The organism is Mesorhizobium sp. M0923 (genome assembly GCF_040319365.1).
Classification (GTDB): Bacteria; Pseudomonadota; Alphaproteobacteria; order Rhizobiales; family Rhizobiaceae; genus Mesorhizobium.
The window spans coordinates 39711-65202 of record NZ_JAMYNW010000018.1 but is presented as its reverse complement, the minus strand read 5'-3'; the positions used below and the strand labels follow the sequence as shown (position 1 = coordinate 65202).

24 protein-coding genes are annotated in these 25492 nt (G+C 62.5%); 19 read left to right on the top strand and 5 right to left on the bottom strand.

The window, feature by feature from the left end:
- Window positions 1-182 precede the first annotated feature (182 nt).
- A complete protein-coding gene (locus tag NKH89_RS26095; RefSeq protein WP_352910557.1) occupies window positions 183-1109 on the bottom strand; it encodes a LysR family transcriptional regulator in 927 nt (308 codons plus the stop codon).
- 106 nt (window positions 1110-1215) lie between these two features.
- On the opposite strand from NKH89_RS26095, the gene NKH89_RS26090 reads away from it, so the two are divergent.
- From NKH89_RS26090 to NKH89_RS26065, 6 genes are all read left to right on the top strand, one after another.
- Entirely contained in the window at window positions 1216-2007 is a 792-nt protein-coding gene (locus tag NKH89_RS26090; RefSeq protein WP_352910554.1) for an alpha/beta fold hydrolase, read from the top strand.
- 115 nt (window positions 2008-2122) lie between these two features.
- On the top strand, window positions 2123-2707 hold the full coding sequence (locus tag NKH89_RS26085) for a GNAT family N-acetyltransferase (RefSeq protein ID WP_352910553.1): 585 nt from the start codon (window positions 2123-2125) through the stop codon (window positions 2705-2707).
- A 166-nt stretch (window positions 2708-2873) separates the two neighbouring features.
- Window positions 2874-3431, top strand: coding sequence for a hypothetical protein (locus tag NKH89_RS26080; protein WP_352815450.1), 558 nt, complete (start codon window positions 2874-2876; stop codon window positions 3429-3431).
- Between the two features lie 311 nt (window positions 3432-3742).
- The gene (locus tag NKH89_RS26075; RefSeq protein WP_352910550.1) at window positions 3743-4387 is read left to right on the top strand and encodes an SMI1/KNR4 family protein; all 645 of its coding nucleotides are present in this window, start codon (window positions 3743-3745) and stop codon (window positions 4385-4387) included.
- A gap of 117 nt (window positions 4388-4504) precedes the next feature.
- Entirely contained in the window at window positions 4505-6121 is a 1617-nt protein-coding gene (locus NKH89_RS26070) for a GMC family oxidoreductase (RefSeq protein ID WP_352910547.1), read from the top strand.
- On the top strand, window positions 6118-7329 hold the full coding sequence (locus NKH89_RS26065; RefSeq protein ID WP_352910546.1) for a mandelate racemase/muconate lactonizing enzyme family protein: 1212 nt from the start codon (window positions 6118-6120) through the stop codon (window positions 7327-7329). The genes NKH89_RS26070 and NKH89_RS26065 overlap by 4 nt, the downstream gene beginning before the upstream one ends.
- Before the next feature lie 105 nt (window positions 7330-7434).
- On the opposite strand, the gene NKH89_RS26060 is transcribed toward NKH89_RS26065, so the two are convergent.
- Complete coding sequence (locus NKH89_RS26060) at window positions 7435-8373, bottom strand: diacylglycerol/lipid kinase family protein (protein ID WP_352910544.1); 939 nt, start codon at window positions 8371-8373, stop codon at window positions 7435-7437.
- Between the two features lie 212 nt (window positions 8374-8585).
- Here NKH89_RS26060 and NKH89_RS26055 point away from each other — a divergent pair, with 212 nt between their 5' ends.
- The 5 genes from NKH89_RS26055 (at window position 8586) to NKH89_RS26035 (ending at window position 12794) form a co-directional block, all read left to right on the top strand.
- Window positions 8586-9044, top strand: coding sequence for a carboxymuconolactone decarboxylase family protein (locus tag NKH89_RS26055; RefSeq protein ID WP_352910541.1), 459 nt, complete (start codon window positions 8586-8588; stop codon window positions 9042-9044).
- On the top strand, window positions 9044-9919 hold the full coding sequence (locus NKH89_RS26050) for a sigma-70 family RNA polymerase sigma factor (RefSeq protein ID WP_352910539.1): 876 nt from the start codon (window positions 9044-9046) through the stop codon (window positions 9917-9919). Before NKH89_RS26055 ends, NKH89_RS26050 begins: the two co-directional genes overlap by 1 nt.
- A gap of 627 nt (window positions 9920-10546) precedes the next feature.
- The gene (locus NKH89_RS26045; RefSeq protein ID WP_023719157.1) at window positions 10547-10981 is read left to right on the top strand and encodes a DUF4383 domain-containing protein; all 435 of its coding nucleotides are present in this window, start codon (window positions 10547-10549) and stop codon (window positions 10979-10981) included.
- 6 nt (window positions 10982-10987) lie between these two features.
- A complete protein-coding gene (locus NKH89_RS26040) occupies window positions 10988-12118 on the top strand; it encodes a hypothetical protein (RefSeq protein ID WP_352640806.1) in 1131 nt (376 codons plus the stop codon).
- Between the two features lie 160 nt (window positions 12119-12278).
- Window positions 12279-12794, top strand: coding sequence for a hypothetical protein (locus NKH89_RS26035; RefSeq protein ID WP_352910536.1), 516 nt, complete (start codon window positions 12279-12281; stop codon window positions 12792-12794).
- Window positions 12795-12802: 8 nt separating this feature from the next.
- On the opposite strand, the gene NKH89_RS26030 is transcribed toward NKH89_RS26035, so the two are convergent.
- A complete protein-coding gene (locus tag NKH89_RS26030; RefSeq protein ID WP_352910533.1) occupies window positions 12803-14425 on the bottom strand; it encodes an FAD-binding oxidoreductase in 1623 nt (540 codons plus the stop codon).
- Window positions 14426-14543: 118 nt separating this feature from the next.
- Between NKH89_RS26030 and NKH89_RS26025 the strand changes: the two genes are divergently transcribed.
- Window positions 14544-15041 carry a YegJ family protein gene (locus NKH89_RS26025; protein ID WP_023719161.1) on the top strand — a complete coding sequence of 166 codons (498 nt, stop codon included), beginning with the start codon at window positions 14544-14546 and terminating at the stop codon, window positions 15039-15041.
- A 15-nt stretch (window positions 15042-15056) separates the two neighbouring features.
- Here NKH89_RS26025 and NKH89_RS26020 read toward each other — a convergent pair whose 3' ends face one another.
- Together NKH89_RS26020 and NKH89_RS26015 are read right to left on the bottom strand one after the other, a co-directional pair.
- On the bottom strand, window positions 15057-16028 hold the full coding sequence (locus NKH89_RS26020; protein WP_352640800.1) for a hypothetical protein: 972 nt from the start codon (window positions 16026-16028) through the stop codon (window positions 15057-15059).
- 73 nt (window positions 16029-16101) lie between these two features.
- Window positions 16102-17139: a CapA family protein gene (locus NKH89_RS26015; protein ID WP_352910529.1), complete on the bottom strand. Its 1038-nt coding sequence runs from the start codon at window positions 17137-17139 to the stop codon at window positions 16102-16104.
- Between the two features lie 141 nt (window positions 17140-17280).
- On the opposite strand from NKH89_RS26015, the gene NKH89_RS26010 reads away from it, so the two are divergent.
- The 7 genes from NKH89_RS26010 (at window position 17281) to NKH89_RS25980 (ending at window position 25445) form a co-directional block, all read left to right on the top strand.
- Entirely contained in the window at window positions 17281-18534 is a 1254-nt protein-coding gene (locus NKH89_RS26010; protein WP_352910526.1) for a hypothetical protein, read from the top strand.
- 113 nt (window positions 18535-18647) lie between these two features.
- Window positions 18648-21809: an excinuclease ABC subunit UvrB gene (gene uvrB, locus NKH89_RS26005; protein ID WP_352910523.1), complete on the top strand. Its 3162-nt coding sequence runs from the start codon at window positions 18648-18650 to the stop codon at window positions 21807-21809.
- Between the two features lie 69 nt (window positions 21810-21878).
- Window positions 21879-22364, top strand: coding sequence for a hypothetical protein (locus NKH89_RS26000; RefSeq protein ID WP_023719166.1), 486 nt, complete (start codon window positions 21879-21881; stop codon window positions 22362-22364).
- A gap of 289 nt (window positions 22365-22653) precedes the next feature.
- The gene (locus tag NKH89_RS25995) at window positions 22654-24183 is read left to right on the top strand and encodes an ABC-F family ATP-binding cassette domain-containing protein (protein ID WP_352483096.1); all 1530 of its coding nucleotides are present in this window, start codon (window positions 22654-22656) and stop codon (window positions 24181-24183) included.
- 106 nt (window positions 24184-24289) lie between these two features.
- Window positions 24290-24463 carry a hypothetical protein gene (locus NKH89_RS25990; RefSeq protein WP_023719167.1) on the top strand — a complete coding sequence of 58 codons (174 nt, stop codon included), beginning with the start codon at window positions 24290-24292 and terminating at the stop codon, window positions 24461-24463.
- 128 nt (window positions 24464-24591) lie between these two features.
- The gene (locus tag NKH89_RS25985) at window positions 24592-25020 is read left to right on the top strand and encodes a VOC family protein (RefSeq protein WP_352910520.1); all 429 of its coding nucleotides are present in this window, start codon (window positions 24592-24594) and stop codon (window positions 25018-25020) included.
- 71 nt (window positions 25021-25091) lie between these two features.
- Window positions 25092-25445, top strand: a complete 354-nt coding sequence (locus tag NKH89_RS25980) for a DUF1428 domain-containing protein (protein WP_352910518.1) — start codon at window positions 25092-25094, stop codon at window positions 25443-25445.
- Window positions 25446-25492: the final 47 nt, after the last annotated feature.

Sequence of the window (25492 nt, the reverse complement as noted above, 5' to 3'; positions counted from 1 at the left end):
GGTGGCGGCAGGTTACCGATGTGGCAGAAGTTCGTTTCGGGCGCGCAATCGAGCCGTTCATCGCGTCCGCCGCCGAGGATCGGGAAGGGGTCGCGCTCTGCCGTCTGCAAGGTGTTTGTCCAGCGACTGTTGTGTGGCGAAACCGGCTAAAATCCCTGTCGTGTAAAACGTGTCATGGCCGCTTAGGGTGTCATTTCACCCTCTACCGGAACCGCCCCCAACGTCGGCGCCTCTTGCTGGATATAGTCCCAAAGACGGTTCGAGATCGGCCCGTGCGGCCGGTCGCGGCGGCGCGCCACCACCAACTCCTCGGTGCGGCCTGGCAGATGACGACCGGCAATGGATTGCAGGCGTCCGTCGCGCAGCTCATCCTCGATCAGGAAGCGGGGCATGTGGCCCCATCCGAGGCCCTGCAGGATGATTTCCTTCTTCATGCCCTGATCGGCCACCATGCATTGCGGCGCACCCTCGATCATGAAGTAGTCTTGTTGCGGCGAATGGCGGGCCGTGTCGCGCATGACACATTGGGTGAACGCGTGCATCTGATCCGGCGTGATGGGGTGCTTGACCCGCTCCGGCAGAAAGCCGGACGCCACTACCGGAACAAATTGCACCTTGCACAGATCGACCCATTCCACCCGCGGGTCGCTCTTGTCGATCCAGTGCAGGATCAAATCGGCTTCGTCATCGAAGAGGCGCTCCCACGGGCCGCCCACCGCCTCGAAGTGCAGATGCAGGCGTGTGCCCGGACACTGGGCGAAGAACCGTCCGAGCATGCCCAGTGCCTGCGGACGCGGGCACAGGTCACCGATCACCACATGGATCTCGCTTTCTTCGCCCATTGACAGCTGAGCAGCATGAAGCCGCAAGCCCTCGAGCTCGCGCAGCAGCGATTGTGCCCTGCGATGGAACGACAGCCCTGCCTCGGTGGGGCGCACGCGATAGCCGCTGCGATCCAAAAGAACGAGGTCGAGTTGCCGTTCCAGCTTTGCCACGGCGGCGAATATAGCCGGGTGCGAGCGATGCAGCATGGCCGCCGCAGGCTGAAAGCCGCCGCAGCGGACCACCGCATCGAAGCATTGCAGGTCGTGCAGGGTAAATTCGGCCATGTCAGCTTACATTACAGAGACTATCCTATCTTTGTAATATCATCAAAAGCGTGCCGCAGCTAGGCTTCGCCACATTCAACGCTCCAAAAAGGAAGGCGTATTCACCATGAATGAGATGGATTTCGTGATCGTCGGCGACGGCACGCGCATCGCCTACCGCATCGACGGCGACGCCGGGCAACCTGTGCTGATGCTGTCGAATTCCATCGGCACCACGCTGCGGATGTGGGACTTGCAGGTCAACGAGCTGTCGAAGCATTTCCGTGTTCTGCGCTATGACTTTCGCGGCCACGGAGGGTCGAGTGTTCCGGCCGGTGCTTATTCGCTCGACCGCCTTGGCCGCGACGTGATCGAGTTGCTCGACGCCCTGGGCATTGAACGCGTACACTTCCTCGGTCTGTCGTTGGGCGGCTTCGTCGGGCAGTGGCTCGGCATCCACGCGCCCGAGCGGATCGATCGCCTGATCCTGAGCAACACCTCATCCTACCTCGGACCAGCAAAGCAGTTTGACGAACGGATTGTCGCCGTGCTGCAGGCGCCGGACATGTCCGAAACCGCCGAGATGTTCCTGGGCAACTGGTTTCCTGCAAACATGCTGGCGGCCAGCGGGCCCGTCATTGAAGCATTTCGCACCATGCTGCTGGGCATAGACCGGCAAGGCTTGGCTGGTTTGTTCGCAGCGGTTCGCGATGCAGACCTTCGCCGAACCGTGGCTCTGATTTCCAGGCCAACGCTGGTGATCGCCGGCCAGCACGACACTGTCACAGCCGCCAGCCATAGCGATCTGATCGCCGCGACGGTGCCCGGCGCGAAACTGGTTGTCCTGCCCGCGGTTCACTTGTCGAACGTCGAGTACCCTGCAGAGTTCATGCAGGCCGTGCTCGGTTTTCTGCGCTGAGCCGGAGCACGACGGGGATGCTGAGTGAAGCCCCGTTTCGAACATCACCCGCATGGACCGCAACCTATGATGCGCTAGCGCGCAGTGCAGGCTAGACTGGTAACATCGATAGCGGATGACGGCTGACATGGAACTTGGCTTTCGCCCACTGACGCCCGATCTGTGGCCGGCGCTCGAGGACCTGTTCGGTGAGAGCGCCGTCTGCAGTCGTTGTTGGTGTATGTACGGGCGGATCGGTCGTTCTTATCGAAAGCGACCTGGCGAGGAAAACAAGGCGGCGTTCCGGCAAGCCGTCCAGCATGGTCCGCCTCCGGGTTTGCTTGCTTTCGACGGCGATATGGCTGTCGGCTGGTGCCAGGTGACGCCGCGGGATGCCCTGCCCTGGCTCGATCGGCTATGGCAGCTCAAGCGCGTGGATGACAGGCCGGTCTGGTCCCTGTCCTGCCTCTACGTGCGAAAACAATACCGCCGACGGGGCGTAACATCCCAGCTGATTGCAGAGGCCCTGGAAGTCGCAAGGCGCGCAAATGCTCCGGCACTCGAAGCCTATCCTTTCGACGCCGAAATATCGCCGAGCGCTTCCGGCAGCGGATATGCCTCCACCTTCGCGCGCGCCGGGTTCAGGGTCGTCGCTCGCAGAACGCCGGCCCGCCCGATCATGCGCTATGAATTCAAGCAGATTGCCGATCATCGCCTGTGATGCTCGGACGGGCTTGCCGACAAAGCACAGGCGAAGGCGTGGCCAACGTCCTGAGTTCAGATGGCGGGGCTTGAAATTCGGCAATGGGTCGACGCGGTCGCAGTGCCATCGCGCAGCCGACGTGATCCCGGTATACAGATGTTTCAACTTTGGTCAGGGGCACAACGTGGATTGGTTCACACGACGAAAGCCGTTCTCAGGCGTTGCGAAGTGGGCTTTCCCATTCAGCATGTTGACCACCATGGCAGAGGAGGAGCTGACGCCCTTTGTCGACGACACTTACCGAACGACGTCCCGGCATCTCATTTCTGATGGAGCGGGCATCTATATTCCTTATCGGTTACATTTTCTGCCAAGCGTGCGAGAGCATCACCTTGGCTTTTCGTTTCCGTCGCATTGCCTGCTGACACGATCGACAGATGGCTTTTTGCGGCAGAAATCAGCCAGGGTGATCCTTTCGCTGAACGAAAGTTGGAGCATCGCCTTCGTCGTTCTGCTGTTGGGCGAATATGTCGTCGAAATCGCCGAAGATATCTACGCGGCAGTACCTGATCTGGACGCATCAGCCTATGCCAGTTTTGTCCGACAGAACCGAAACATAATGCGTACGATGCGCACCAGGGCCACAAGCTATTGGAATGCCTATTATAGGCATGCTTATCCCAACCGAAAATCCTATCCAGCGATTGCTGTCCTCAATCAACTCGATGCGTGGGCAAGTTAGGTCTTCATCAATCTTCTTGGCGCTGAAAGTCGAAATTCAAACGAAGTTGCCAGTCGCTTTTTTCACATCGGATGCCGGAAGACGCGGCGACGCCGCGTCGCGCTCAAGTCTAGGCTAGAGCTGAATTCCGGAGCCAGCCGCAGCCACAATGCAGCCCTATGATTTCATCATCGTTGGCTCCGGTTCGGCCGGCTTGGTCCTGGCCGAAAGATTGTCGGCTTCCGGCCGGTCGCTAGAGCCACTTGGTAAAGTTTTCGATGCGATGGATGCGTTCGACAGGTTAGACCTTACGAACCCGTCGAACTGGGTAAATGGAGCCTATTAAGGAAATGCCTGGGCAGGAAGAATGGTCAAGCGAAGAAGACGCTCGTGCCTACCGAGAGCTCCGAACCTTGGTCGATAAATGGAAACGCCTCGGATACAAGACCTATCCGGATGGAACCGAGTGGATTGGCCATACCCCGCATCGAGCGCCTCAAGCGTATTTGCATCAGCTGTACGCACCACTTGGCGCCATCGGAATTGGGCAGATGGAGTCTGAAATTTCGCGTCGACTCCCAGATAATTTCCGTTGCTTTCTCATGCTCCACAACGGGATAGGTCTGTTTGCGAATTATATAAGCGTCTATGGGCTGCGACGTAGCTGGTCACGCACGAATTTGGTGGAGGCGGGTCAACAACCCTTCTCCATACTGGAACCAAATATAAAGAGACGACCAGGCAATGCACCAGACGATGTTCTCTTTATTGGTGCGCTAGGGGACAATGACGATTTAATTGGCATGAATCCGGACGGGGGGTCTTTCGCTGGGAGAGTGATGATCCTCTGTCCGGTTCGACCAAGTCCTACTCAAGCGTGTTCACCTTCCTGCTGGAAGAAGCCAATGAGGCGGCGGCCCTGTTCGACCCGGATAGGCGCGAACACGACTGAACTCGGGCAGCAGGCGACAGGCTGACATTCAGACTGAATATCCCCGGTCGCTTTTTTCACAACGGATGCCGGAAGACCCGGCGACGCCGCGTCGCGCCCAAGCCTAGGTTAGAGCCGAATTCCGGAGCCAGCCGCAGCCACCATGCAGACCTATGATTTCATCATCGTTGGCTCCGGTTCGGCCGGCTCGGTCCTGGCCGAAAGATTGTCGGCTTCCGGCCGCTTCTCGGTGCTGGTGCTGGAAGCCGGCGGCAGCGACCGTCGCTTCTACGTGCAGATGCCGCTCGGCTACGGCAAGACCTTCTTCGACCCGGCGGTCAACTGGAACTACAAGGCCGAGCCGGATCCCGGCCTGGCCGGCAATGCCGACCACTGGCCGCGCGGCAAGCTGCTCGGCGGCTCGAGTTCGATCAACGCCATGGTCTGGATCAGGGGCGCGCGTGAGGATTTCGACGCTTGGGCAGCGGCCGGCAATCCCGGCTGGGGCTTCGATGACCTGCTGGCCGCCTTCAAGGCGCTGGAGGATAACCAGGCCGGCGCCGACCAATGGCGCGGCGTCGGCGGGCCGCTGCATGTCACCGACTGCTCGACCTCCGTCCATCCGCTCACCAAGCGCTATCTCGCCGCCGCCAACCAAGCCGGCCTGCCGCTCAACCCGGATTTCAACGGCGCCTCGCAGGAAGGCGTCGGCATCTACCAGATCACCACCAGGAACGGCCGCCGCATGTCGGCGGCGCGCGCCTTCCTGCGCCCGGCGATGAAGCGCAAAAATGTCCGCGTCGAGATCAACGCGCTGGCGACAAAGATCCTGTTCGAGGGCAAACGCGCCGTCGGCATCGAATATCTCCAGAATGGCGCGACGAAAACCGCCCGCGCCGGCCGCGAGGTCATCCTGTCGGGCGGCTCGGTCAATTCGCCCCAACTTATCCAGCTCTCCGGTGTCGGCCCGTCGGCGCTTCTTGGCGCGCTCGGCATTCCCGTCGTTCACGCCAACGAGAATGTCGGGGCAAACCTGCAGGACCATGTCGGCATCAACTACACGTTCAAGGGCAGGCTGCCGACGCTCAACCAGATCCTGCGCCCGTGGTGGGGCAAGCTGCTGGTCGGCATGCAATACGTGTTTTTGCGCTCAGGCCCGCTGTCGCTGTCGATGAACAATGCCGGCGGCTTCCTCCGCACCGATCCGGCTGCGGCGCGGCCCAACATGCAGCTCTATTTCCAGGCGTTTTCGACCGTCATTCCGAAGAGCGGCGAACGCCCGATCCTGACGCCCGATCCATGGCCGGGCTTTTCCATCGGCCTCTCCAATTGCCGTCCGTCGAGCCGCGGCGAAATCATGATCCGTTCCGCCAATCCGCGCGATTATCCCAAAATCGTCGCCAACGCGTTTTCGACCGAGGCGGACGTCGCTGAAATGCTGGCGGCGGTGAAATTCGTCAGGAAGATCGCCTCGATGCCGGCGATGGCCGAGATCATCGAGGAAGAGGTTTTGCCCGGTCCCTCGATCACCTCCGATGCGGATCTCATTCAGGATTTCAGGAAGCGCTCGGGCACCGTCTATCACCCGGTCTCGACCTGCCGCATGGGGCCGGACGCGGCGCACGCCGTCGTCGATCCGCGCCTCAAGGTACACGGCATCCAGGCGTTGCGCGTCATCGATGCTTCGATCTTTCCCGACAACATAACCGGCAACACCAACGCCGCCGCGATCATGACCGGATGGAAGGGCGCCGAACTGGTTCTGGAGGATCAGAAATGAAAATCACCGACGTCAAGACCTGGGTGGTGGGCAATCCGCCGCCCGGCATCGGCGGCAAGTATTTCATCTTCGTCAAGCTCACCACCGATGGCGGCGTCGTCGGCTATGGCGAGGCCTACAACGCCACCTTTTCGGCTCATGTCACGGCGAAAATGGTTGAGGACATGGCCGAACGCTATCTGATCGGCCGCGATCCGCACGACGTCGAGAATTTCTTCCGCCGCGCCTATTCGTCCGGCTTCACCCAGCGCCCCGACGTGTCCGGGATGGGATGCTTTTCGGCGCTCGAAATCGCCTGCTGGGACATTATCGGCAAGGAGGCCGGCAAGCCGGTCTATAAGCTGCTCGGCGGCCAGGTTCACGAAACGCTGCGTTCCTATACCTACCTCTACCCGCACAGCGGCAGCGTCCATTCGGAGGACGCCCGCGGCAAGAACGTCTACAACGACCCCGATCTGGCCGCCGCCTGCGCGCTCGAATATGTCGAGCAGGGTTTTAACGCGGTCAAGCTCGACCCAGCCGGCCCCTACACCGCCTTCGACGGCCACCAGCCGCGCCTCGTCGACATCGACCTCTCCGCCCGCATGGTCAAGGCGATCCGCGAGGCGGTCGGCACAAGAGCCGACATCCTGTTCGGTACGCACGGCCAGTTCACCGCATCGGGCGCGCTGCGCCTGGCTCGCGCCATCGAGCCCTATGATCCGCTGTGGTTCGAGGAGCCGGTGCCGCCCGACATGCCCGAGGTGATGGCGCAGGTCGCCCGCGCGACCTCGATCCCGATTGCCACCGGCGAGCGGCTGACGACCAAGTTCGAATTCGCCCGCGTCATCGAGAACCGTGCGGCGACCATTCTTCAGCCGGACCTTGGCCGCTCCGGCGGCATTCTCGAAACCAAGAAGATCGCGGCCATGGCCGAGGCCTATCACATCCAGATCGCGCCGCACTGCTATTGCGGACCGATCGTCGGCGCCGCCAACATCCAGCTCGCGGTGACGCTACCCAATTTCCTCATTCTGGAATCGCTGAAACAGTGGGACGGTTTTCACGCGAAGCTGCTCAAGAAGAAGATCGAATGGCAGGACGGCAACGTCATGCCGTCGAAGGAGCCAGGCCTCGGTGTCGAACTCGACGAAGCCGTCTGCGAGGCGCATCCCTGGACCGGCAAGGACCTGCATTTGCAGATGATACAGACACCGTTGATGCCGTGAGTTGTCAAGCGAGACCGACCAACAATGTCACGCGATTTCAACGTGTTGAACCTAGGATCGGAATCACCGCCGAAACAACTTGAATCAATCCCTCAACGGCTTGATTCAATATCTCAGCGTCAATGCGCCGGGCAGGATCTCGAAGGTCGCCGGTATGCGACCCGGCGATTCGCCGTCTATGTCGATCAGCGCGGCGTTCTTTTGCACATCGCCGAGCGGCTCGACAACCACCTTCTTGCCGCGCAGGATGGTGATCGCCGGATGGTTGCGGTGCCGCCCGCCATAGAGCAGGCGGATGTCCCAGATCAGCTTCAGCTTGCCGGCGGCGCGCAGGATAACGATGTCGAACTCGCCGTCGTTAAGCTCGGCGTCGGGCGCGATCATCATGCCGCCGCCGAAGAATTTGCCGTTGGCCACCGCCACCAGTGCCATGCGCGCCTCGACCGGGGCACCGTCGTCGACAGTGATCGCAACGTCCTGGAAGCGGTAACGGAGGAATTCCCAGACCGTGCGCCAGTAGAACAGCGCCTTGGCCGAAACCTTGCCCTTGCGCTTGTCGGCGTTGACGGCACGGTCGGTGGCGCCGGAAAGCCCGAGGCTGGCGATGTTGATGAAATGGCGGCTGGCCAGCGCGCCGTGGTCGTCGACATAGCTGATGCACCCGGCATCGACCTTGCGCCCCTTGGCCTCGGCAATCCGCTTCAGTGTCAGGTCGACATTGTCCGACAGGCCGAGCCCGCGGGCGAAGTCGATGCCGGTGCCGCAAGGCAGCAGCCCGAGTTCGGCCGTCCGGCCGCTTTCCCGGAAAGCCTTCAGCAGCCCGTCGGCGACCTCGCTGGCGGTGCCGTCGCCGCCGGCCGCGATCACCAGCTCGAAGCCGATGGCGGCAAGGTCGAGCGCCAGCCGTTCGGCATCGCCCTCGGCCTGCGTTTCACGCAGCTCGAAATCGCCGAAATGTCTTTTCAGCGAAGCCGCAACCTCGGGCCAATGCCGCTTGAGCCTGCCGCCGCCGGCGATCGGATTGAGAACCACCGCGACCTTCAAGCCTGCCTCCCCAAGGCCATCGAACACGCCTTCCACTCATTTGCCGGCATTGAAGCCCGCGCCGGCCCGCGGGGCAAGATCGAATGTCTGACAATGCGATCGAGCATGAAAAGCGATTTCGGCTGAGACTTGGCTGAAAAAGAGTCCAGCCCATGTCACATTCGGCAAATCCAACTCGTCATGTCTCCGGAAACCCTTGAAAGGAGATCACGATGGCACCCAGGCTAAACCCCTTTACCGCCAGCCCCGCGGCAATGCGGCCGTGGATCGAGCTGGGAAAAACAATTCAGACCAGCGGTCTCGAGCCCTTGTTGAGGGAACTTGTCATGACGCGGGCATCACAGATCAACGGATGCGCCTTCTGCATCCACCATCACGTTGAAGATGCCCGCAAGTACGGAGAGACCGAGGACCGGCTCCATCTTCTCAGCGCCTGGCACGAGTCCGCGCTATATTCCGACCGCGAGCGGGCCGCGCTGGGCTGGACCGAGGCGCTGACGCTGGTGTCGGAGACCCGTGCGCCTGACGATGCCTACCAGGCGCTGCGCCAGCATTTTACGGAGGACGAGCAGGTGAGGCTCACCTTGCTGATCGCGCAAGTCAACGCCTGGAACCGCATCAGGATCGGCTTTCGTTCCGTCCACGCGGCTGAGGAACGGCAGGCCGCCTGATGGCACCCGCATCGGGCCAGGACGCCGCTGTCGTCTTCGATCCCCTACGTCCGACCCTTGTCCGCGTTGCATATGGAATGCTGGGCTCGATCGCGGACGCGGAGGACGTTCTCCAGGACGCTTTCTTGCGCTGGCTCGATGTCGACCGAAACGCGGTGCGCGAACCGGAAGCTTTTCTGCGCCGGGTCGTCACGCGTTTGTGCCTGGACCGGCTCAAGTCGGTGCGGCGTCGGCGCGAGACCTATGTCGGCCCGTGGCTGCCTGAGCCGGTTATGGAATCGGCTGAGGACGAGACCGATGACGTAACCTTGCCCTTGCTGATGGCGCTGGAGCGCCTGTCGCCGCTGGAGCGCGCTGCCTTCCTGCTTCATGACGTGTTCGGCCTCGACTTCGCCGAGGTCGCGGCCACGATCGGCCGCGAGCCCGCCACCTGTCGCCAGCTCGCCAGCCGGGCGAGAGCCCACGTCCGCGCCGACCGCCCTCGCTATCCCGTGCCGCGGGAACAGGGCCTGGAGATCGCCGAAGCCTTCTTCGCCGCGTCCCGGGACGGCAAGCTGGACAGCCTGCGCGCACTGCTCGCGGCGGACGTCACGCTCTACGCCGATGGTGGCGGCAAGGCACCGGCGCGAAAGGCGCCGGCCATTGGGCTCGATGATGTCATGCGCCAGTACGCGACGTTCGCGTCTGTCTATGCGGTGAGCCGATCTCGCCTGCTGCGCTATGGCTTTATCAACGGCCTGCCGGGGTTCATCACCATCGAGCGAGGCGACATTCTCCAAACGACTGCGCTGGAGATTGAGGATGGCCGCGTCGTCGCCATCTATGTCGTGCGCAACCCCGATAAGCTCAGGCACATGGCTGACACCCTGCATTGACGGCCTGGCAGGCGGGCACCGCCAATCAACTGCCCACGAACCCCTCTGCGAATACGCGCCTTAGTCCCCGATAATCCCGCTATTCACAGGCGCGCGGCAGTTTCGCCAAACGCTTATCCGGCGTACATTAAACCCATCTCAGGCGGCTACCGATCGCCACGCCGAAAGGCAAAGCGGAACGGCGGATTTCCTGAGGCCCGTACGGCCCTGAACGAGAACAGGCTTGCTTGTTGGAGGGATGGAAGCCGAGACCTACGGGGCCGCGGAAAGCGTGCGAACGCCAACGGCGGACCGATGCTGCCATGAAGGACGGCAAAAACCTTCGATGGCGCGCTGGGCAAAGCTCGCAAGAGTAGACACCGGCGTGGTCCGGAACGGACGCTGCCCTCGGGTGGCGACTGGCAGGACCGTCAAAATCAAGGCCGGCATGGCGCGACATCTTTCGGGAGTTGCTGCCACGACCGTGTCCTGATCTGACAGGGAGGCGCTGGGAGAAATCCCGGCGCCGACTGTCTTTGTGGCTCCGCCTGACGATTTTGCCGGCGACGCTTCACCCTGCGCCAAAATCAGCTACTATCCATTAGCCGTCGGGGCCGTTTGAGAAGGCTGACGGCAGGGGGATACTTCATGACGCTCATCCAGAAGCTTGCTGTTGCCTATGCTTTCCTGTTCTTCGGTGTTGTTGCCATCGGCTATGTGCCGGCCTTCAACGATGCCGGCGGCAATCTGTTCGGCCTGTTCTCGCTGCAATGGTATGACGATTTGCTGCACGCCTTCTCCGGCGTCTGGGCGCTGGCCGCCGCCTTCATCTCGCACCGCCAGGCGGTGTTCTATTTCAAGCTGTTCGGATCGGTCTATCTGTTCGACGGCGTGCTCGGCCTGGTCACCGGTTCCGGCTGCCTCGATGGCGGCATTTTCATCAACGGCTTCCGCTCCTTGAACGACATCGAATTCCCGGCCCGCTTCTTCGCCAACCTGCCGCACATCGTCATCGGCGGCTTCGCCGTCTATGTCGGGTTCTGGCTGTCGAAACGCGTGTACGACCATTTCGCCACGGCCTGAGCGGCCATGTTCCTGTTCCGCTGGCTGAAGCGCATCATCAAGGCGATCCTCTGGCTCGTCGTCATTGTCGTGTTGATCCCGATCGCCGGGCTGGCCTACGGCTTTCTCACGACGCCGTCGCTGGACACAACACCATTGCCGGGGATCGCCGAGGGTGCCCCGCCAAAGGCGCTGGCCGACAAGGTCCGTGCCGAGATCCCCGGCTACCAGCGGCCGGAGGAATCGACCTTTCTCACCTATCCGGAATGGGCCATCGTCTACGCCGCCCGCGAATATGCCGGCTTCATCGACAAGAACCAGCCGAGTGGTTTTCCCTATCTCTCCTATATCGGCCGCTTCTGGCAGGACTATGCGATGGTCGTCCGCGCCAGCTCCGCCTACAAGTTCAACCTCAACAACCACCAGATGCTGGTGATCATCGGCACCAGCCACACGATCGAGCACGCAATCCAGTGGGCCTATGAAAATACGGTCGGCCGCATTACCGAAGCGACGGCCGGCAAGCGCACCGCCGTCGACATCTACCAGGCCAAGGTAGCGGCCGACTATGCTGGTTTTCTCGACCAGGTGCCGTGGTACCAGTTTCCCTATGCCGAAAAGCGTGCCGGCCTGTTTGCCGTCCAGCCGGCAGCGGACGACAGCGCCGTCCGCACCAGCGAACGCAAGCTCGCCTTCGGCCTCGCCTACACCATCAAGCAGGGTTACGCCGATCTGATCAAGTCGGCGCTCGCCGCCACCACCGACCCGGCCTTGCTCGACATCCACGTCTGGGCCAAGGGTCCGGTCAGCGAGGTGACCCGCAACGAGCCCGACACCTTGCTGGAGCGCGATCTCGGCGCCGACGGCACGGTCTTCGTCACCAGGCGCTATCAGGTGTTCACCGACATGATCCCGCGCCTGATCGGCAAGGGCGTCTCCTTCGTCGAGATCGGCGGCAATGACGAGATCATGGTCACCGTGCTTTCCAATGACGAGATCAATGTTCCCCAAGGCGCACGCACCTTGTTCAGCTACCCGCTTCCGGCGGAACCTTCGACGCGCCGCACCGGCCTGACCGTCGCCGTGCGCAAGCTGCACATCGTGCTGCCGGCGCTGATGACGGCAGGCGCCAGGCTCGAACACGTCTACGATTACTGAGGCCTTTCAGTCACAGCCGGCCTCGGCAAGACGCTGCGTGACGCTCCGCCACGCTCATTCCACAATCGCGGCCAAATCCCGCCTTGTTCCGCAACGATTGATGATGCCGTAGCACTTTGATCTTGCGCACATGCGCCGGGCAATTCGGAGGGACAAGACCGTGATCAAGACCGCCCTTGTCGCCATGACCATCGTCGGCTGCGACTGCGACGCCAGGCTTTGCGAATATATCGGCGAGACGCCCGCCAAGTGGTCGACCATCGCTGAATGCGAAGCGGCAATGAAAAGCCAGATGCTGCGCGAGCGCAATTTCGATTATCCGCTGGTCTCGGGCATCTGCCGGACACAGAACTCGTCTTCGTCATCGCAGCTCGCGGCGACCACTTCGGAGCCCGAATTGACGACGGCCAGCACGGCCGCGACAGACCCGCTGCCAGCAGAACTGAGCCATCGGCCCAGTGCAGCGGTCGGAACGCAGGCGACGGCGACGGAAACAGAAGCCGTCCGGCCGGTCGCCTACGAAGCGGCGGTCGATGGCGGCAGCGCCCTGCTCTACCGCACGAAGACCGGGTACGCCGTGGTCAAGACCGATCTCGGCCGCGCCGCATCGGCAACGATCGGCATCGCCAGGCGCTCGGCGAACTGGCTGGCGGCGAAGCTGCCTGACGGTCTGTAACCGGCACTTCAGGCCGTGCCGATCAGTGCCTTGATGGCGCGGTAAAAAGTCGAGGAAAACAGCTCCCCCGGATCGTATTGCCGCTTCTTCGCCAGGAAGGACGGCACTTCCGGATAGGAGGCAAGCAGCTCCTTGCCCGTGTAGTGGAGTTGGTAGGGCAGGAAAAAACGCCCGCCATGCTTGATCGTCACGTCGATCAGCGCCCTTGTCAGTGCCCGCATCCTGGCATTGCCGTCGGCGTCGGTCGGCTGATTGATGTAGAGCACCAGCGAATAGGCCGGCTCCGGCGCATAATTCAGCGCCACATCCTCCTTGTGGACGATGCGTACCGACGCGTTGAGCACCGGCAGGCTCTGGTTGCGCAGGATCTCGCGCGCTTCCGCGATGAACGGGTTATAGGCCGCCCGCGGGATGAAATATTCGTGCAGTATGTCGGTCTCGTCGAGCAGGTCGTTGAACAGATAGGGCACTGAATCGTGCATCGGGTTGTTGCGCGTGACCAGGCAGGCCTCGCCCTCGGCCATTGCCGTCGTCCGCGCCACCGTGCAGCTCTCGAATTGCGGCTCCAGCGTCTTTTCGGTGAACCATTTCAGCTCCTGGAACAGGCTGCCCCATTTCGCCAGGTTGATGATCACCCGCTTGAGCCCAACCGAGCCCGGTTCACCGATTGCCGGCTGGTCGGCCGGCGGCTGGTCGGCGACCTTGTCATAGCGATAGACGATCATATCCTCGAGGAAATTGCCCGGCGCAGTCGACAGATGCCCATAAAACAGACCAATCGCCCTGTTTGGCTCCAGCGCCTCGGCGAAGAACGTCGGGAAATCGTCCGATTTGATGATCTCGCGCGAGGTGCGGTAGACGGCGTTGTCGACGATGTCGAGTGTCGCCTCCAGCACCACGCCGAACAGGCCGTAGCCGCCGACGACGTGGCGGAACAGCTCGGTGTTTTCGGCCGGTGAGCAGGTCGTCACCGAGCCGTCGGCCAGCATCACCCGCATCGAACGGATCGAGCCGGCGACCGAGCCGGCCTGATGGTCCATGCCATGCGCATTGACCGACAGCGAGCCGCCGACCGAAAAGATGTCGGTCGACTGCATCGCCTTCACCGCGAAGCGCGGGTGCAAAAGGTCCTGGATGTCGTGCCAGCGCGCGCCCGGCTGCAAGGTCATCGTCTTCGCCGCCGCATCGACGCTAACCTTGTTGAATTTGCGCATGTCGAGGACCAGCGCATTATCGTCGAAAGCGTGGCCGCCCATCGAATGGCGCACCGCCGCGACCGAGACCTTCAGGCCATTGGTGCGGGCAAAGGCCAACGCGCTCGCAATGTGGTCTTCCTCGCTGACTTCGATAACGCCGTAGACCGGCGTCATCGACAGGCCGCTGGCATCGTTGATGTCGCCGCCCTTGGTCAGCCATGGCAGCGCCGGATCGTAGGCTGGCGCGTTCTCCAGCGGCTTCAGCGCCAGGTCGATGCCGTCAATGTCGGCAATGCGGCCGGAATTCTTCTGCGCCGACGGGCCGCGCGCCAGCCGCGCCACGGTCGTGCCGCCCCAGACCATCGCGCCGCCGACCACCGCCGCACCCAGCAGCAACCGCCGCGACAGGCGAAACCCCTTGCGTTCCTCGATCATAGCCCCACCCCACTGTCCCAGGAATAGCGCCGGATGGAGACAAAAACCAGTTGCCAATCAGACGTTCGGCGAATGATGATCCGGTTTGTCTGGCGGAAATGTCGAAAGCAGTCTCACCATGAAGCTTGCAGCCCGTACCGCACTTGCCATGTTGCTCGCGTTTGCTCCGGCATCATCAGCCGGCGCGCAGACTCCTGGTCAAGGCGACGACAAGGTCGTCAGCGTAGCTGGCGACGATCCGGAGATGGCGGCCGCTATCGAGCAGGCGCGTGCCGGTCTCGACGACTTCCTGGCATTGGCCGACGCGCCGCCATCCGGAACGGCCGACTTCCAATTGAAAGTCATGGTCAGGGATGGGGACGCCACTGAACATTTCTGGGTCATTCCCTTCCACCGTACGGCGGCCGGATTTGCGGGAACCTTGGACAACGAGCCGCAGACCGTTCACAACGTCGTGGCAGGCCAGGAGATCGAATTCAGCCGGGACGATATTTCCGACTGGGGCTATATGAAGAACGGCCGCCGGGTGGGAAGTTTCACTGTCTGCGTTCTCTTCAAAAAGATGTCGAAGGATGACGCCGACTATTATCGCCAGAACTATGGCTTCGATTGTTGACGGCTGAATTCCAGTTCAACCGGCTTCTACATCCTTCACGCCGATCTTTCGTACCAGTGCCGCGGTCGCCAGGATCGCGCCCATGTCGGCGATCATCGGCGCGACGTGTTTGGTGTAGTCGAGACGCGTGGAGATATCCGGCAGCTCGAAGAAATTCCTTTCCTGCGGCAGCAGCAGGAAACCGTCACTGCCGCTGAGCGCAACGCGTGCCGGATCGTTCGGCCGGGTTTCGCCGAGCCATTGCAGCGCCTGCGCCAGCCGGCCGGTCACCAGCGGCCGCGCCGCCTCGATATTGTCGGTGCGGAACTCGTAGGCGGCATCGAGCTCCGGCACGCCGCTGGACAATTCCTGCATCTTGCTGCCGAAGATGCCGCGGAAGAAGCCGACGACCTTGTTGGTCCGGCGCGCGGCGACCAATGTGCCGGGGAACGGCACGATCGTCTCGAAGGCGACGATGACGCCCTTGAACACTGCCGTCGTGCTCTTGCCCGTCCCTTCCCGGAGATCTGCTTCGTAAAGCTCGAACGGAAACCCTTCATAGCGGCCGGAAAAAACATCGTCGAAAGACTGCCGGTTGAACGGGCCAACCGTCTCGCGCGGCAGCCGGTCGAACGAATTCGGCTTGATATTGTGCCGGTACCGCATGTCCTCGATGAAGCCGAAGACGATCGGCAGCAGCGTGCTGCGGAACGACTGCTGCAATTTGCCCGCCGGCTTGATCGCCTGGAAATAGAGCAGGATCGCCGCCAGGAAGCCGCCGATATAGAGGAACACATGCGGGGTCGAGAACCACTGCTCGTTCGGGTCGGCAACCCCGTTGAAAAGCCAGGCCACAAGCGCCACGAACACCAGCAGCAGTCCGATGAACATCGGCACCCGCCAGCGCGTCTGGCGATGGGCCGAAGCTCTTTCGGCCTCGTAGGCCTCGATGTTCTTCCTGATGCCGGCGATCACCGCTTCGCTCGGCATGAAATCCGCTGTTTCCATCGCCCACCCGCCGCCACAAGCCTGCCCGCGTAGCGCATGATAGCCGGTTTTGTGGACCGCGTCAGCGCTGCCGTCAGCGCGCGGCGAAGATCGCATCAAGGCGGGCCAGAACCCTTTGCCTCGATTTTCCCGCCAGCGCTTCAACCGGCACCAGCCGCTCATGATCGCCGGTGCGCAGCCGCATGAAGGCATGCAGCCGGTAGGCGGCGATGGCCCCGCGCGTGCCGGGATCGGCGCTGATGTCGACGACGAGAATGGCGCCGATACGGCTCGGCCATGGCTGGCGCGCGAAGGCGGTGCCGAAGAAATCGCCGAGCCCATAGGCGACGAGCGTCTTGCCGAGCCGCTCGATCGGCTGCACGACATGGGCATGATGTCCGGCGACCAGGCCGACGCCATGTTCGGCCAGAAGCCGCGCCAGTGCCCGCGTCTTCGCACGTGGAAAATGCCGGAATTCCCAATCCCAATGCGGTACCGCGCAGAGGAGGTCGACACTCTCAACTGTATCGCGTGGCCATTGTCCCGGATCGCTTGCCATCGAGACACGGCCCGCGAACTGGACCGCGTCGGCATTGCGCCACAAGGTAAAGGCGGCAAGGCCGATGGTCAGTTCCCCGACTGCAAGCCGCTCGACTGGAGCCCCAGCACCGATCGTGCGGATGCCGAGCCGCGCCAGCGCGGCAACGGTCTCGTCGAAGCTGGCAATGCCCTGGTCGAGCACATGGTTGTTGGCCAGCGACAGCACCAGTCTTTCCGGCGAAATGCCGGCGGCGGCCAGCGCCTCAGCAAGAAACCGCTCGCTCATCGCATGGTGCGTGCCAAGCCTTGTGCCCCAAACAGCGCTCGGCCGTTCCACCACCGGGCTTTCGCAATTGCCGACTACCAGATCGGCCGAGGCGAGCAGCGCCGCGATCGCCGGATCGCATTCCGGCGCGCTGCGATTGGCCACCGCCGAGATGTCGCCGACGAAAGCCAGCCGTACCGTCCGCACCGGCGCCGGTTCGAGCAGGGTTGCCGCCATCGGAGCGAAGCCGCGAGCCGCGCCGCCGAGCGAAGGCCGGAGGAAACGGGGAAGCCAGGACAGTTTGTAGGAAAGCGGATAATTCGACACGCGACGCCCAATCGTTTGCTCTGTGTAGACCGTCCGCCGGATTGATTGAAGCTTCGACTGTTATCGGTGAACCACAGGGCTACAGGCGCGCGAACCAAATGCGTGTATGATCCACTGCGGAGCGACGAAGGGGCGATCACGATGACGCGTTTTTCCAGGCTGGTGGCATGCGCCATCGTTCTTCTCCTGCCGCTGTCCGCGGCCAGCACCGCAGCTCCCGAACCGGCGGCCCTGTTCGAGGCAAAAACCGTGGCCGAGCGCGACAGCGCGCTAGCCGCGCTGGAAGCCGCCGCGCCCGGCGATCCTGCATCGGCCTATGCCACCGGCGCCGGTGAATTCTTCACCGCGCTGGAGATCCTGGCCGGCGGTCTGTACCGCCACGGTTTCGAAAGCCCGCAATCGTTCATGCTGCCGCTGATGCGGCTGCCGGTGCCGGACAATGCCGATCCCGAGCCGCTGACCTACGAACAATTCCGCGCCATTCTCGTCGCCTTCCGCGACCGGTTGGAGAAATCCGCAGCCACGCTGGGCTCGGTACCCGCCGACGCGGATATCGGCATGGTCATCGACCTGACCCGTCTCGGCATCGATCTCAACGAGGACGGCCAGATCGCGCCGGACGAAAGTGCCGCCGCGATCATGGCGTCCCTGTCACGCGGCGGCGGTGCGCCAGACGCGGCCGCACCCGCCCTCACCTTCCGCTTCGACCGCGCCGACGGTTACTGGTTGCAGGGCTATGCCGAGTTCCTGATGGCGCAGGCCGATTTCTGGCTGGCGCATGACTTCAGCAACACCTTCGACGGCTCCTTCCACATGCTGTTCCCGCGCGCAAAACTGCCGCTGCAGGACACGCTCGTGCCGCTGGACGGTGGCATGAATGGCGGCATCCTGTCGTCCGAATGGCGGCTCGCCGACTTCATCTCCCTGGTCCATCTCGTCAACTGGCAAGTGGTCGAGCCGGAGCGCCGGCAAGCGGCGCGCCGCCATCTCATGGAAATGATCCGGCTGTCGCGCGAGGACTGGAAAGCCATCCGCGCCGAAACCGACAATGACCGTGAATGGCTGCCCGGGCCGCAGCAAAAAGGCGCCAGCCCGCTCACCGGCCTCGACGTCGGCGAGCAGCAGGTGCAGGCCTGGCTCGCCGCGCTGGCCATGGCCGAGGATCTTCTGGAAGGCCGCACCTTGCTGCCGCATTTCCGCATCGCCGACAAAGGCATCAACATGAAGCGCTTCTTCGACGAGCCGAAGCCCTTCGACCTGGTGCTGTCGATCACCGGCCCGGCCATCGCGCCCTATCTCGAACGCGGCAAGATTCTCACCAGCGAGGAGTTCAACCAGATCCAGCGCCAATTCGGCGGCGCCGGGTTTCTGACATTTGCGCTTTGGTTTAATTGAGCGGGAAACTTGGACGGTGCTCCTGACACCCTTCTGTCAGCAGCTGGATTGTGCCTCGCGCCCCTTGGCACTCCGCTCTTTCCATTTTGGCCGATACCTCCCATATTCGGGCCATGGCCAGACTCTCCGACAAGAAAACGCCGCCGCCGGCGAATGACGATCGCGCATCGCCGCCCAAGCGGCGCAGTCCGCTGACCGATTTCCTCGATGCCTCGGAGCCACTGCACGGCTTTGCCGAAGCGCCGCAGGCCGAGCTCACCGGCGCGCCGCTAACCGGCTCGATCGCCGACTGGGCCGAGCAGATCGAGCAGGAAGCCGAGAAGGAAGGGCGCGTTTCCGGCAAAGTCGGCGGCAAATTAGCGAAGTCGGCGAAAAAGATCCCCGAGCGCTCGTCTTCCCCCGGCCGTACGGCACGCGGCACCTCGATGGGCGGCGCGGCTTCGGCGCGGGAGCGCACCGCGGCCGGTCTCAATCCTGTCGCCGGCCTCGATGTCTCACTGGAAGAGGCCGAGACCATGGCTTCGGGCGGCGTCACCGCCACCGTCGCGGCGTTGTCGGCGCTGATCGAATCCGGCAATCCGCTGCACAAGGACGGCGTGCTGTGGACGCCGCACCGCCCTGCCCGGCCGGAAAAATCCGAAGGCGGCATCGCCATCAAGATGGTCTCGGATTTCGAGCCGGCCGGCGACCAGCCGACGGCGATCAAGGATCTGGTCGAGGGTGTCAACAGCAACGACCGCACCCAGGTGCTGCTCGGCGTCACCGGCTCGGGCAAGACCTTCACCATGGCTAAGGTGATCGAGGAGACGCAACGCCCCGCTCTGATCCTGGCGCCCAACAAGACGCTTGCCGCGCAGCTCTATTCCGAGTTCAAGAAATTCTTCCCGGAAAACGCCGTCGAGTATTTTGTCAGCTACTACGACTATTACCAGCCTGAGGCCTATGTGCCCCGGACCGACACCTACATCGAGAAGGAATCCTCGATCAACGAGCAGATCGATCGCATGCGCCACTCGGCGACGCGCTCGCTGCTCGAGCGTGACGACGTCATCATCGTCGCCTCGGTCTCCTGCATCTACGGTATCGGCTCGGTCGAGACCTATACGGCGATGACGTTCCAGATGCAGATCGGCGACCGCCTAGACCAGCGCGCGTTGCTCGCCGACCTCGTCGCCCAGCAATACAAGCGCCAGGACATAAACTTCGTCCGCGGCTCGTTCCGGGTGCGCGGCGACACGATCGAGATCTTCCCGGCTCACCTCGAGGACCGTGCCTGGCGCATCTCGTTGTTCGGCGACGAGATCGAGGCGATCACCGAATTCGATCCGCTGACGGGCCAAAAGACCGGCGAGCTGAAGAGCGTCAAGATCTACGCCAATTCGCACTATGTGACGCCGCGCCCGACCTTGAACCAGGCCATCAAGTCGATCAAGGAAGAACTCAAGCATAGGCTGGTCGAACTCGAACGGGCCGGTCGGTTGCTGGAGGCGCAGCGGCTGGAGCAGCGCACCCGCTTCGACCTGGAGATGCTTGAGGCGACCGGCTCCTGCGCCGGCATCGAGAATTACTCGCGCTATCTGACCGGCCGCCAGCCGGGCGATCCGCCGCCGACCTTGTTCGAATACATCCCCGACAATGCGTTGGTCTTTGTCGACGAAAGCCACGTCACCGTACCGCAGATCGGCGGCATGTATCGCGGCGACTTTCGCCGCAAGGCGACGCTGGCCGAGTACGGGTTCCGCCTGCCGTCCTGCATGGACAACCGGCCGCTGCGCTTCGAGGAGTGGGACGCCATGCGCCCGCTGTCCGTCGCGGTTTCGGCAACACCCGGCGGCTGGGAGATGGAGCAGTCCGGCGGTGTTTTCGCCGAGCAGGTCATCCGCCCGACCGGCCTGATCGACCCGCCGGTCGAGGTGCGCCCAGCCAAGACGCAGGTCGACGATGTGGTGGGCGAAATCCGCGAGACCACCAAGGCCGGCTACCGCACGCTGGTCACCGTGCTGACCAAACGTATGGCCGAGGACCTGACCGAGTATCTGCACGAGCAGGGCATTCGCGTCCGCTACATGCACTCCGATATCGATACGCTGGAGCGCATCGAGATCCTGCGCGACCTGCGCCTCGGCGCCTTCGACGTGCTGGTCGGCATCAACCTGCTGCGCGAAGGCCTCGACATTCCCGAATGCGGCTTCGTCGCCATTCTCGATGCCGACAAGGAAGGGTTCCTGCGCTCCGAGACATCGCTGATCCAGACCATCGGCCGCGCCGCCAGAAACGTCGACGGCAAGGTCATCCTCTACGCCGATCAGGTCACCGGCTCGATGGAGCGGGCGATGGCCGAGACCAATCGCCGTCGCGAAAAGCAGATGGAATGGAACCAGGCCAACGGCATCACCCCGGAATCGGTCAAATCGCGCATCTCCGACATTCTGGACTCGGTCTACGAGAAGGACCATGTCCGCGCCGACATTTCGCAGTTCACCGACAGCGCCGGCGCCATGATGGGCAATAATCTGAAAGCCCATCTCGACGCGCTGGACAAGCAGATGCGCGACGCCGCCGCCAATCTCGACTTCGAGAAGGCGGCGCGCGTCCGCGATGAGATCAAGCGGCTGCGCGACATGGAACTGTCGATCTCGGACGATCCTTTGGCCAAATATGCCGACATGGAAAGCCCCGTCTCCGGCCGCGAGAAGGGTAAGCACAACAAGGGCGTGGCCAAACATCGTACATCAGAGGAACAGGAGCGTTTCCGCAAACTGGACGAGGCACGTGCCACCGAAGAGGCCGCCCGGCCAAACCTCTTCCGCAAGCCGGTGCTCGACGAGATGGGTGCCGACGGCTCGGTGCCGGTCAAGAAGCCGTTGTTTGCCAAGCCGTCGCTGGACGATATGGGCCCCGGCACCGACATGCCGACGCCTTCAGGCGCGGTGTCGCGTTCGCTGTTCAAGAAACAGTCGGCGCAAGAAGCGCACGGCTCCGATTTCGGCATCCCGGGTGAACCGACCAAGCCGCTGTTCAAGAAGAACTCGCTCGACGAGATGACCGTGCGGCGGACCGAGAAGCCGGTCGAGGGAAAAGTGCCGGCCAAGCCACAGCCGATCTCCCCACCTGTGGGGGAGATGTCCGGCAGGACAGAGGGGGGCGCGAAGGAACGCGGCGATTCCGCCAAGCCCATCGTCCGCCAGCGTGCCGGTATCGGCTCCTACGAAGACCCAGCCGACGCCCGCCGCGAAAAGCGTCGTCCTGGCAAGACTGGCAGACCAGGGAAATAGCAGCGGTTCTACCCATGGCGCTCCTCAAGCGACACATGTAACTTCACGCCACCGCTTGGGTGGCTACAGATGATGACGCGTCGTTTCTTTGGACTTCTCGCCGCCGTTGCCGCAGCCTTCCTGCCGTCACGCGCGACGTCTCAAACAACGAGCGCGCCGCGGCGCTTGCAGGACGACATTCCGGTCGCCGCGCAATGGATATCCAGCGCATTGCAAAGTTCGGGCTATCGCGTCGATTTCACGCCACGGAGCATATCGGAGGTAGAACGGTTCTTTCGCGAGCAGACGAAGGATGGAGAACCCATCTCTGGCGGGTTGATTTCACAAGATGTCGGGCCACGCCTGTTTGCGTTGGGATGTTACTGCGGTGAGGTGCTCCGCAAGGAACTCGGTGGGCATTGGCTGACGGATGACAACGATCCCGAAGGGGAAATCAACGCGGCCCTCGAAGTTGCAAGTGGAGTGACCTGCTGGCCCATGCAACGGGTCATGAAGCGGCTGCGCAGCAGCGAGGAGGACTTGGTGGCCTGGGCCGAAGGGATCAGGCGAGGCTGACACCCCGCATTCCACCCCTCCCTTGCCATCCGCCCTGCCTTTGGTGTAATCGCTTCCCCTCACTCAAACTTCTTGAAAGGAGGGCTGCGTGTCTTTCGACCACCATCGTCAGCGTGGCCCGATTTCTGCCCTGCGAGCTTGCTTGCAGGGCTGACCAGGGACGGTCCGGGTTTTCCCGCTTCGATTTTTTGGTCTGCCCTTCGTGGTGCCGCAACGCCGAGCCTGATGGCCAGCACGCGCACCGTCAAAGTGCATTGAGCCGGACTCCGGCAAGACCAGAGAAATCAAAATGGCCCTGATCAGCCTCAAGTCCCTCGGCGTCACCATGAGTGCGCCGCTCTTCTCCAACCTTGATCTCACCATCGGCGCCGGCGACCGGCTCGGCATCGTCGCCGCCAATGGTCGCGGCAAATCGACTTTGTTGAAGTGCCTGACCGGCGACATGGAGCCGACATCAGGCGACATCACCCGCACGCGCGGCCTGCGCGTCGGCTATGTCGAGCAGGTCATTCCCGCAGCGCTGGCCGGGCGCAGCTTTCATGAGGTGGTGGCCGATGCCTTGCCGTCCGAGCACGCCGAAAGCGAGCTGTGGCGCGTCGATGTGGTCCTCGATTCGCTCGACGTGCCCGAGCCAATGCGCGAGCGGCCGATGCGGGCCTTGAGCGGCGGCTGGCAAAGGCTGGCGCTGATCGCCCGCGTCTGGGTCACCGATCCCGACGTCCTGCTTCTCGACGAGCCGACCAACCATCTCGACCTCGGCAAGATCAGCCAGCTCGAGACCTGGCTGAACGCCCTGCCGCGCGAGGTGCCGGTTGTGATTGCCAGCCACGACCGGGCTTTTCTCGATGCGACGACCAACCGCACCATGTTCCTGCGCCCCGAACAGTCACCGGTGTTCTCGCTGCCCTATTCACGGGCGAGGCTTGCGCTGGACGAGGTCGACGCTTCGACCGAGCGCAAATTCCAGCGCGACATGAAAGTGGCGCAGAAGCTGCGCCGGCAGGCGGCCAAGCTCAACAATATCGGCATCAATTCCGGCAGCGACCTTTTGACGGTCAAGACCAAGCAGCTCAACCAGCGGGCAGAGCGCCTGGAAGAAGCGGCAGCGCCGGCACACCGCGAAAAATCGGCGGGCGCGATCAAGCTCGCCAATCGCGGCAGCCATGCCAAGGTGCTGATCACGCTGGATGATCTGGTGGTCGGAACACCTGACGGCACGGTTCTGTTCAGCACCGGCAAGCGCCACATCTGCCAAGGCGACCGCATCGTCCTGCTCGGCCGTAACGGCGTCGGCAAATCACGGCTGATCGGCCTGATCCGGAACGCCATCGTCGAGCCGGAAATGGCGGCGCAAAGCCTGAAGGTGACGCCGTCGACGGTGCTCGGCTATAGCGACCAGGCATTGTCGGGCATCAGCGGCGACGACACGCCGCTGGCGATGCTCTCGCACAGATTCGACGTTGGCGAGCAGCGCGCCCGCTCGCTGCTCGCGGGCGCCGGCGTCAGCATCGACATGCAGGAGCGCAGGATTGGCGTGCTGTCGGGCGGACAGAAGGCGCGGCTGATGATGCTGGCGCTCAGGCTCGCCAATCCCAATTTCTATTTACTCGACGAGCCGACTAACCACCTCGACATCGATGGCCAGGAAGCGCTGGAAGCGGAATTGCTGGAACGTCAGGCGAGCTGTCTGCTCGCCTCGCACGACCGCTCCTTCATCCGCGCGGTTGGCAACCGCTTCTGGCTGATCGAGAAACGGCGGCTGACCGAGGTCGACGACCCGGAAGCTTTCTTCCGGGAGGTTGCCGAAACCGGCGGTTGAAAAATTGCGGAAAAAAAAATTCCGGCGCTCTGTCGGATGATGATCGCATGCCACGTCCTTGGGTTGCCGACACGGTGATGCCGGCGCCAATCGAGGAGAAAGCATCATGTCTATTCTGTCATCCATAGGTCACGCCGTGACGCGTTACTCGGCGGCTCGCGCCCGTTATCGCAGCGAACGCGCCATCCTTTCATTGCCGATCGAGTTGCGCAAAGATATCGGCTGGCCGGAAATCGTCGTCGACGCGCAAAACAGCCCGCGGATTCGCATCGAAGGTTGAAAGGTGGCAGTTGGCCGTTGCGGCAGGCGCCATTTCGAATCCAAAAAACCATCGGCCGTGTAGGATCGTCGCCGTTCCGTTCGTCCTGTGGTTCGCAAAGGCAAATCAGACGCAAAGAGGAGCATGACATGAATGACCAGCCGCAGACCCAGCCCGCCGCCAAGGTGCTTGGCGGATTGACGCCCTACCTTCAGCTGGACGGCGCTTTCAAAGCCGCCGAATTTTACCAAACGGCCTTCGGGGCCGAGCAGGTCTTTGCCTATCCGCCGGACGAACAGGGCCGTACCATGCATATCCATCTCCACATCAACGGTTCGACGCTGATGCTTTCCGACTTCTATCCCGAGCATGGAATGCCCGCTGTGAAGCCGCAGGGCTACACCATGCAGCTCCATCTCGGCAGCGACGACATCGACGCCTGGTGGAAGCGGGCCATCGAGGCGGGCTGCGAGGAAGTCGTGCCGTTGCAGGTGATGTTCTGGGGCGACCGCTGGGGCAATATGCGTGATCCGTTCGGCGTCGAATGGGCAATGAACGCGCCGGTGAAGAAAGCTTAGGATCCCCACACAGGTTTGTACCTGAAATCACCGCTCAAGAGGGCGGAAAACAATCGCATGGAGGAAATCAGATGTCTTATGTCGATGGTTTCGTACTTGCCGTGCCGAAGGCAAAGCTCGATGCCTACAAGAAGCTGGCGGAAACCGCCGGCGCCGTCTGGAAGGAGCACGGTGCACTTGCCTATGTCGAATGCGTCGGCGACGACGTCCCTTATGGCGAGCTCACCTCGTTTCCGCGCGCCGTACAGGCCAAGGACGACGAGGTCGTCATCTTCTCGTGGGTCGTCTATGAATCGCGGCAGAGCCGCGACGCGGTGATGGCCAAGGTGATGGCCGACCCACGCATCAAGTCGGACTGGTCGACGATGCCGTTCGACGGCAAGCGCATGATCTTCGGCGGCTTTCAGCCGTTTATGGAGCTTTGATGCATGTCGCGCAGCGGTTTTGCGATAACGACATGCATAAAAACAAG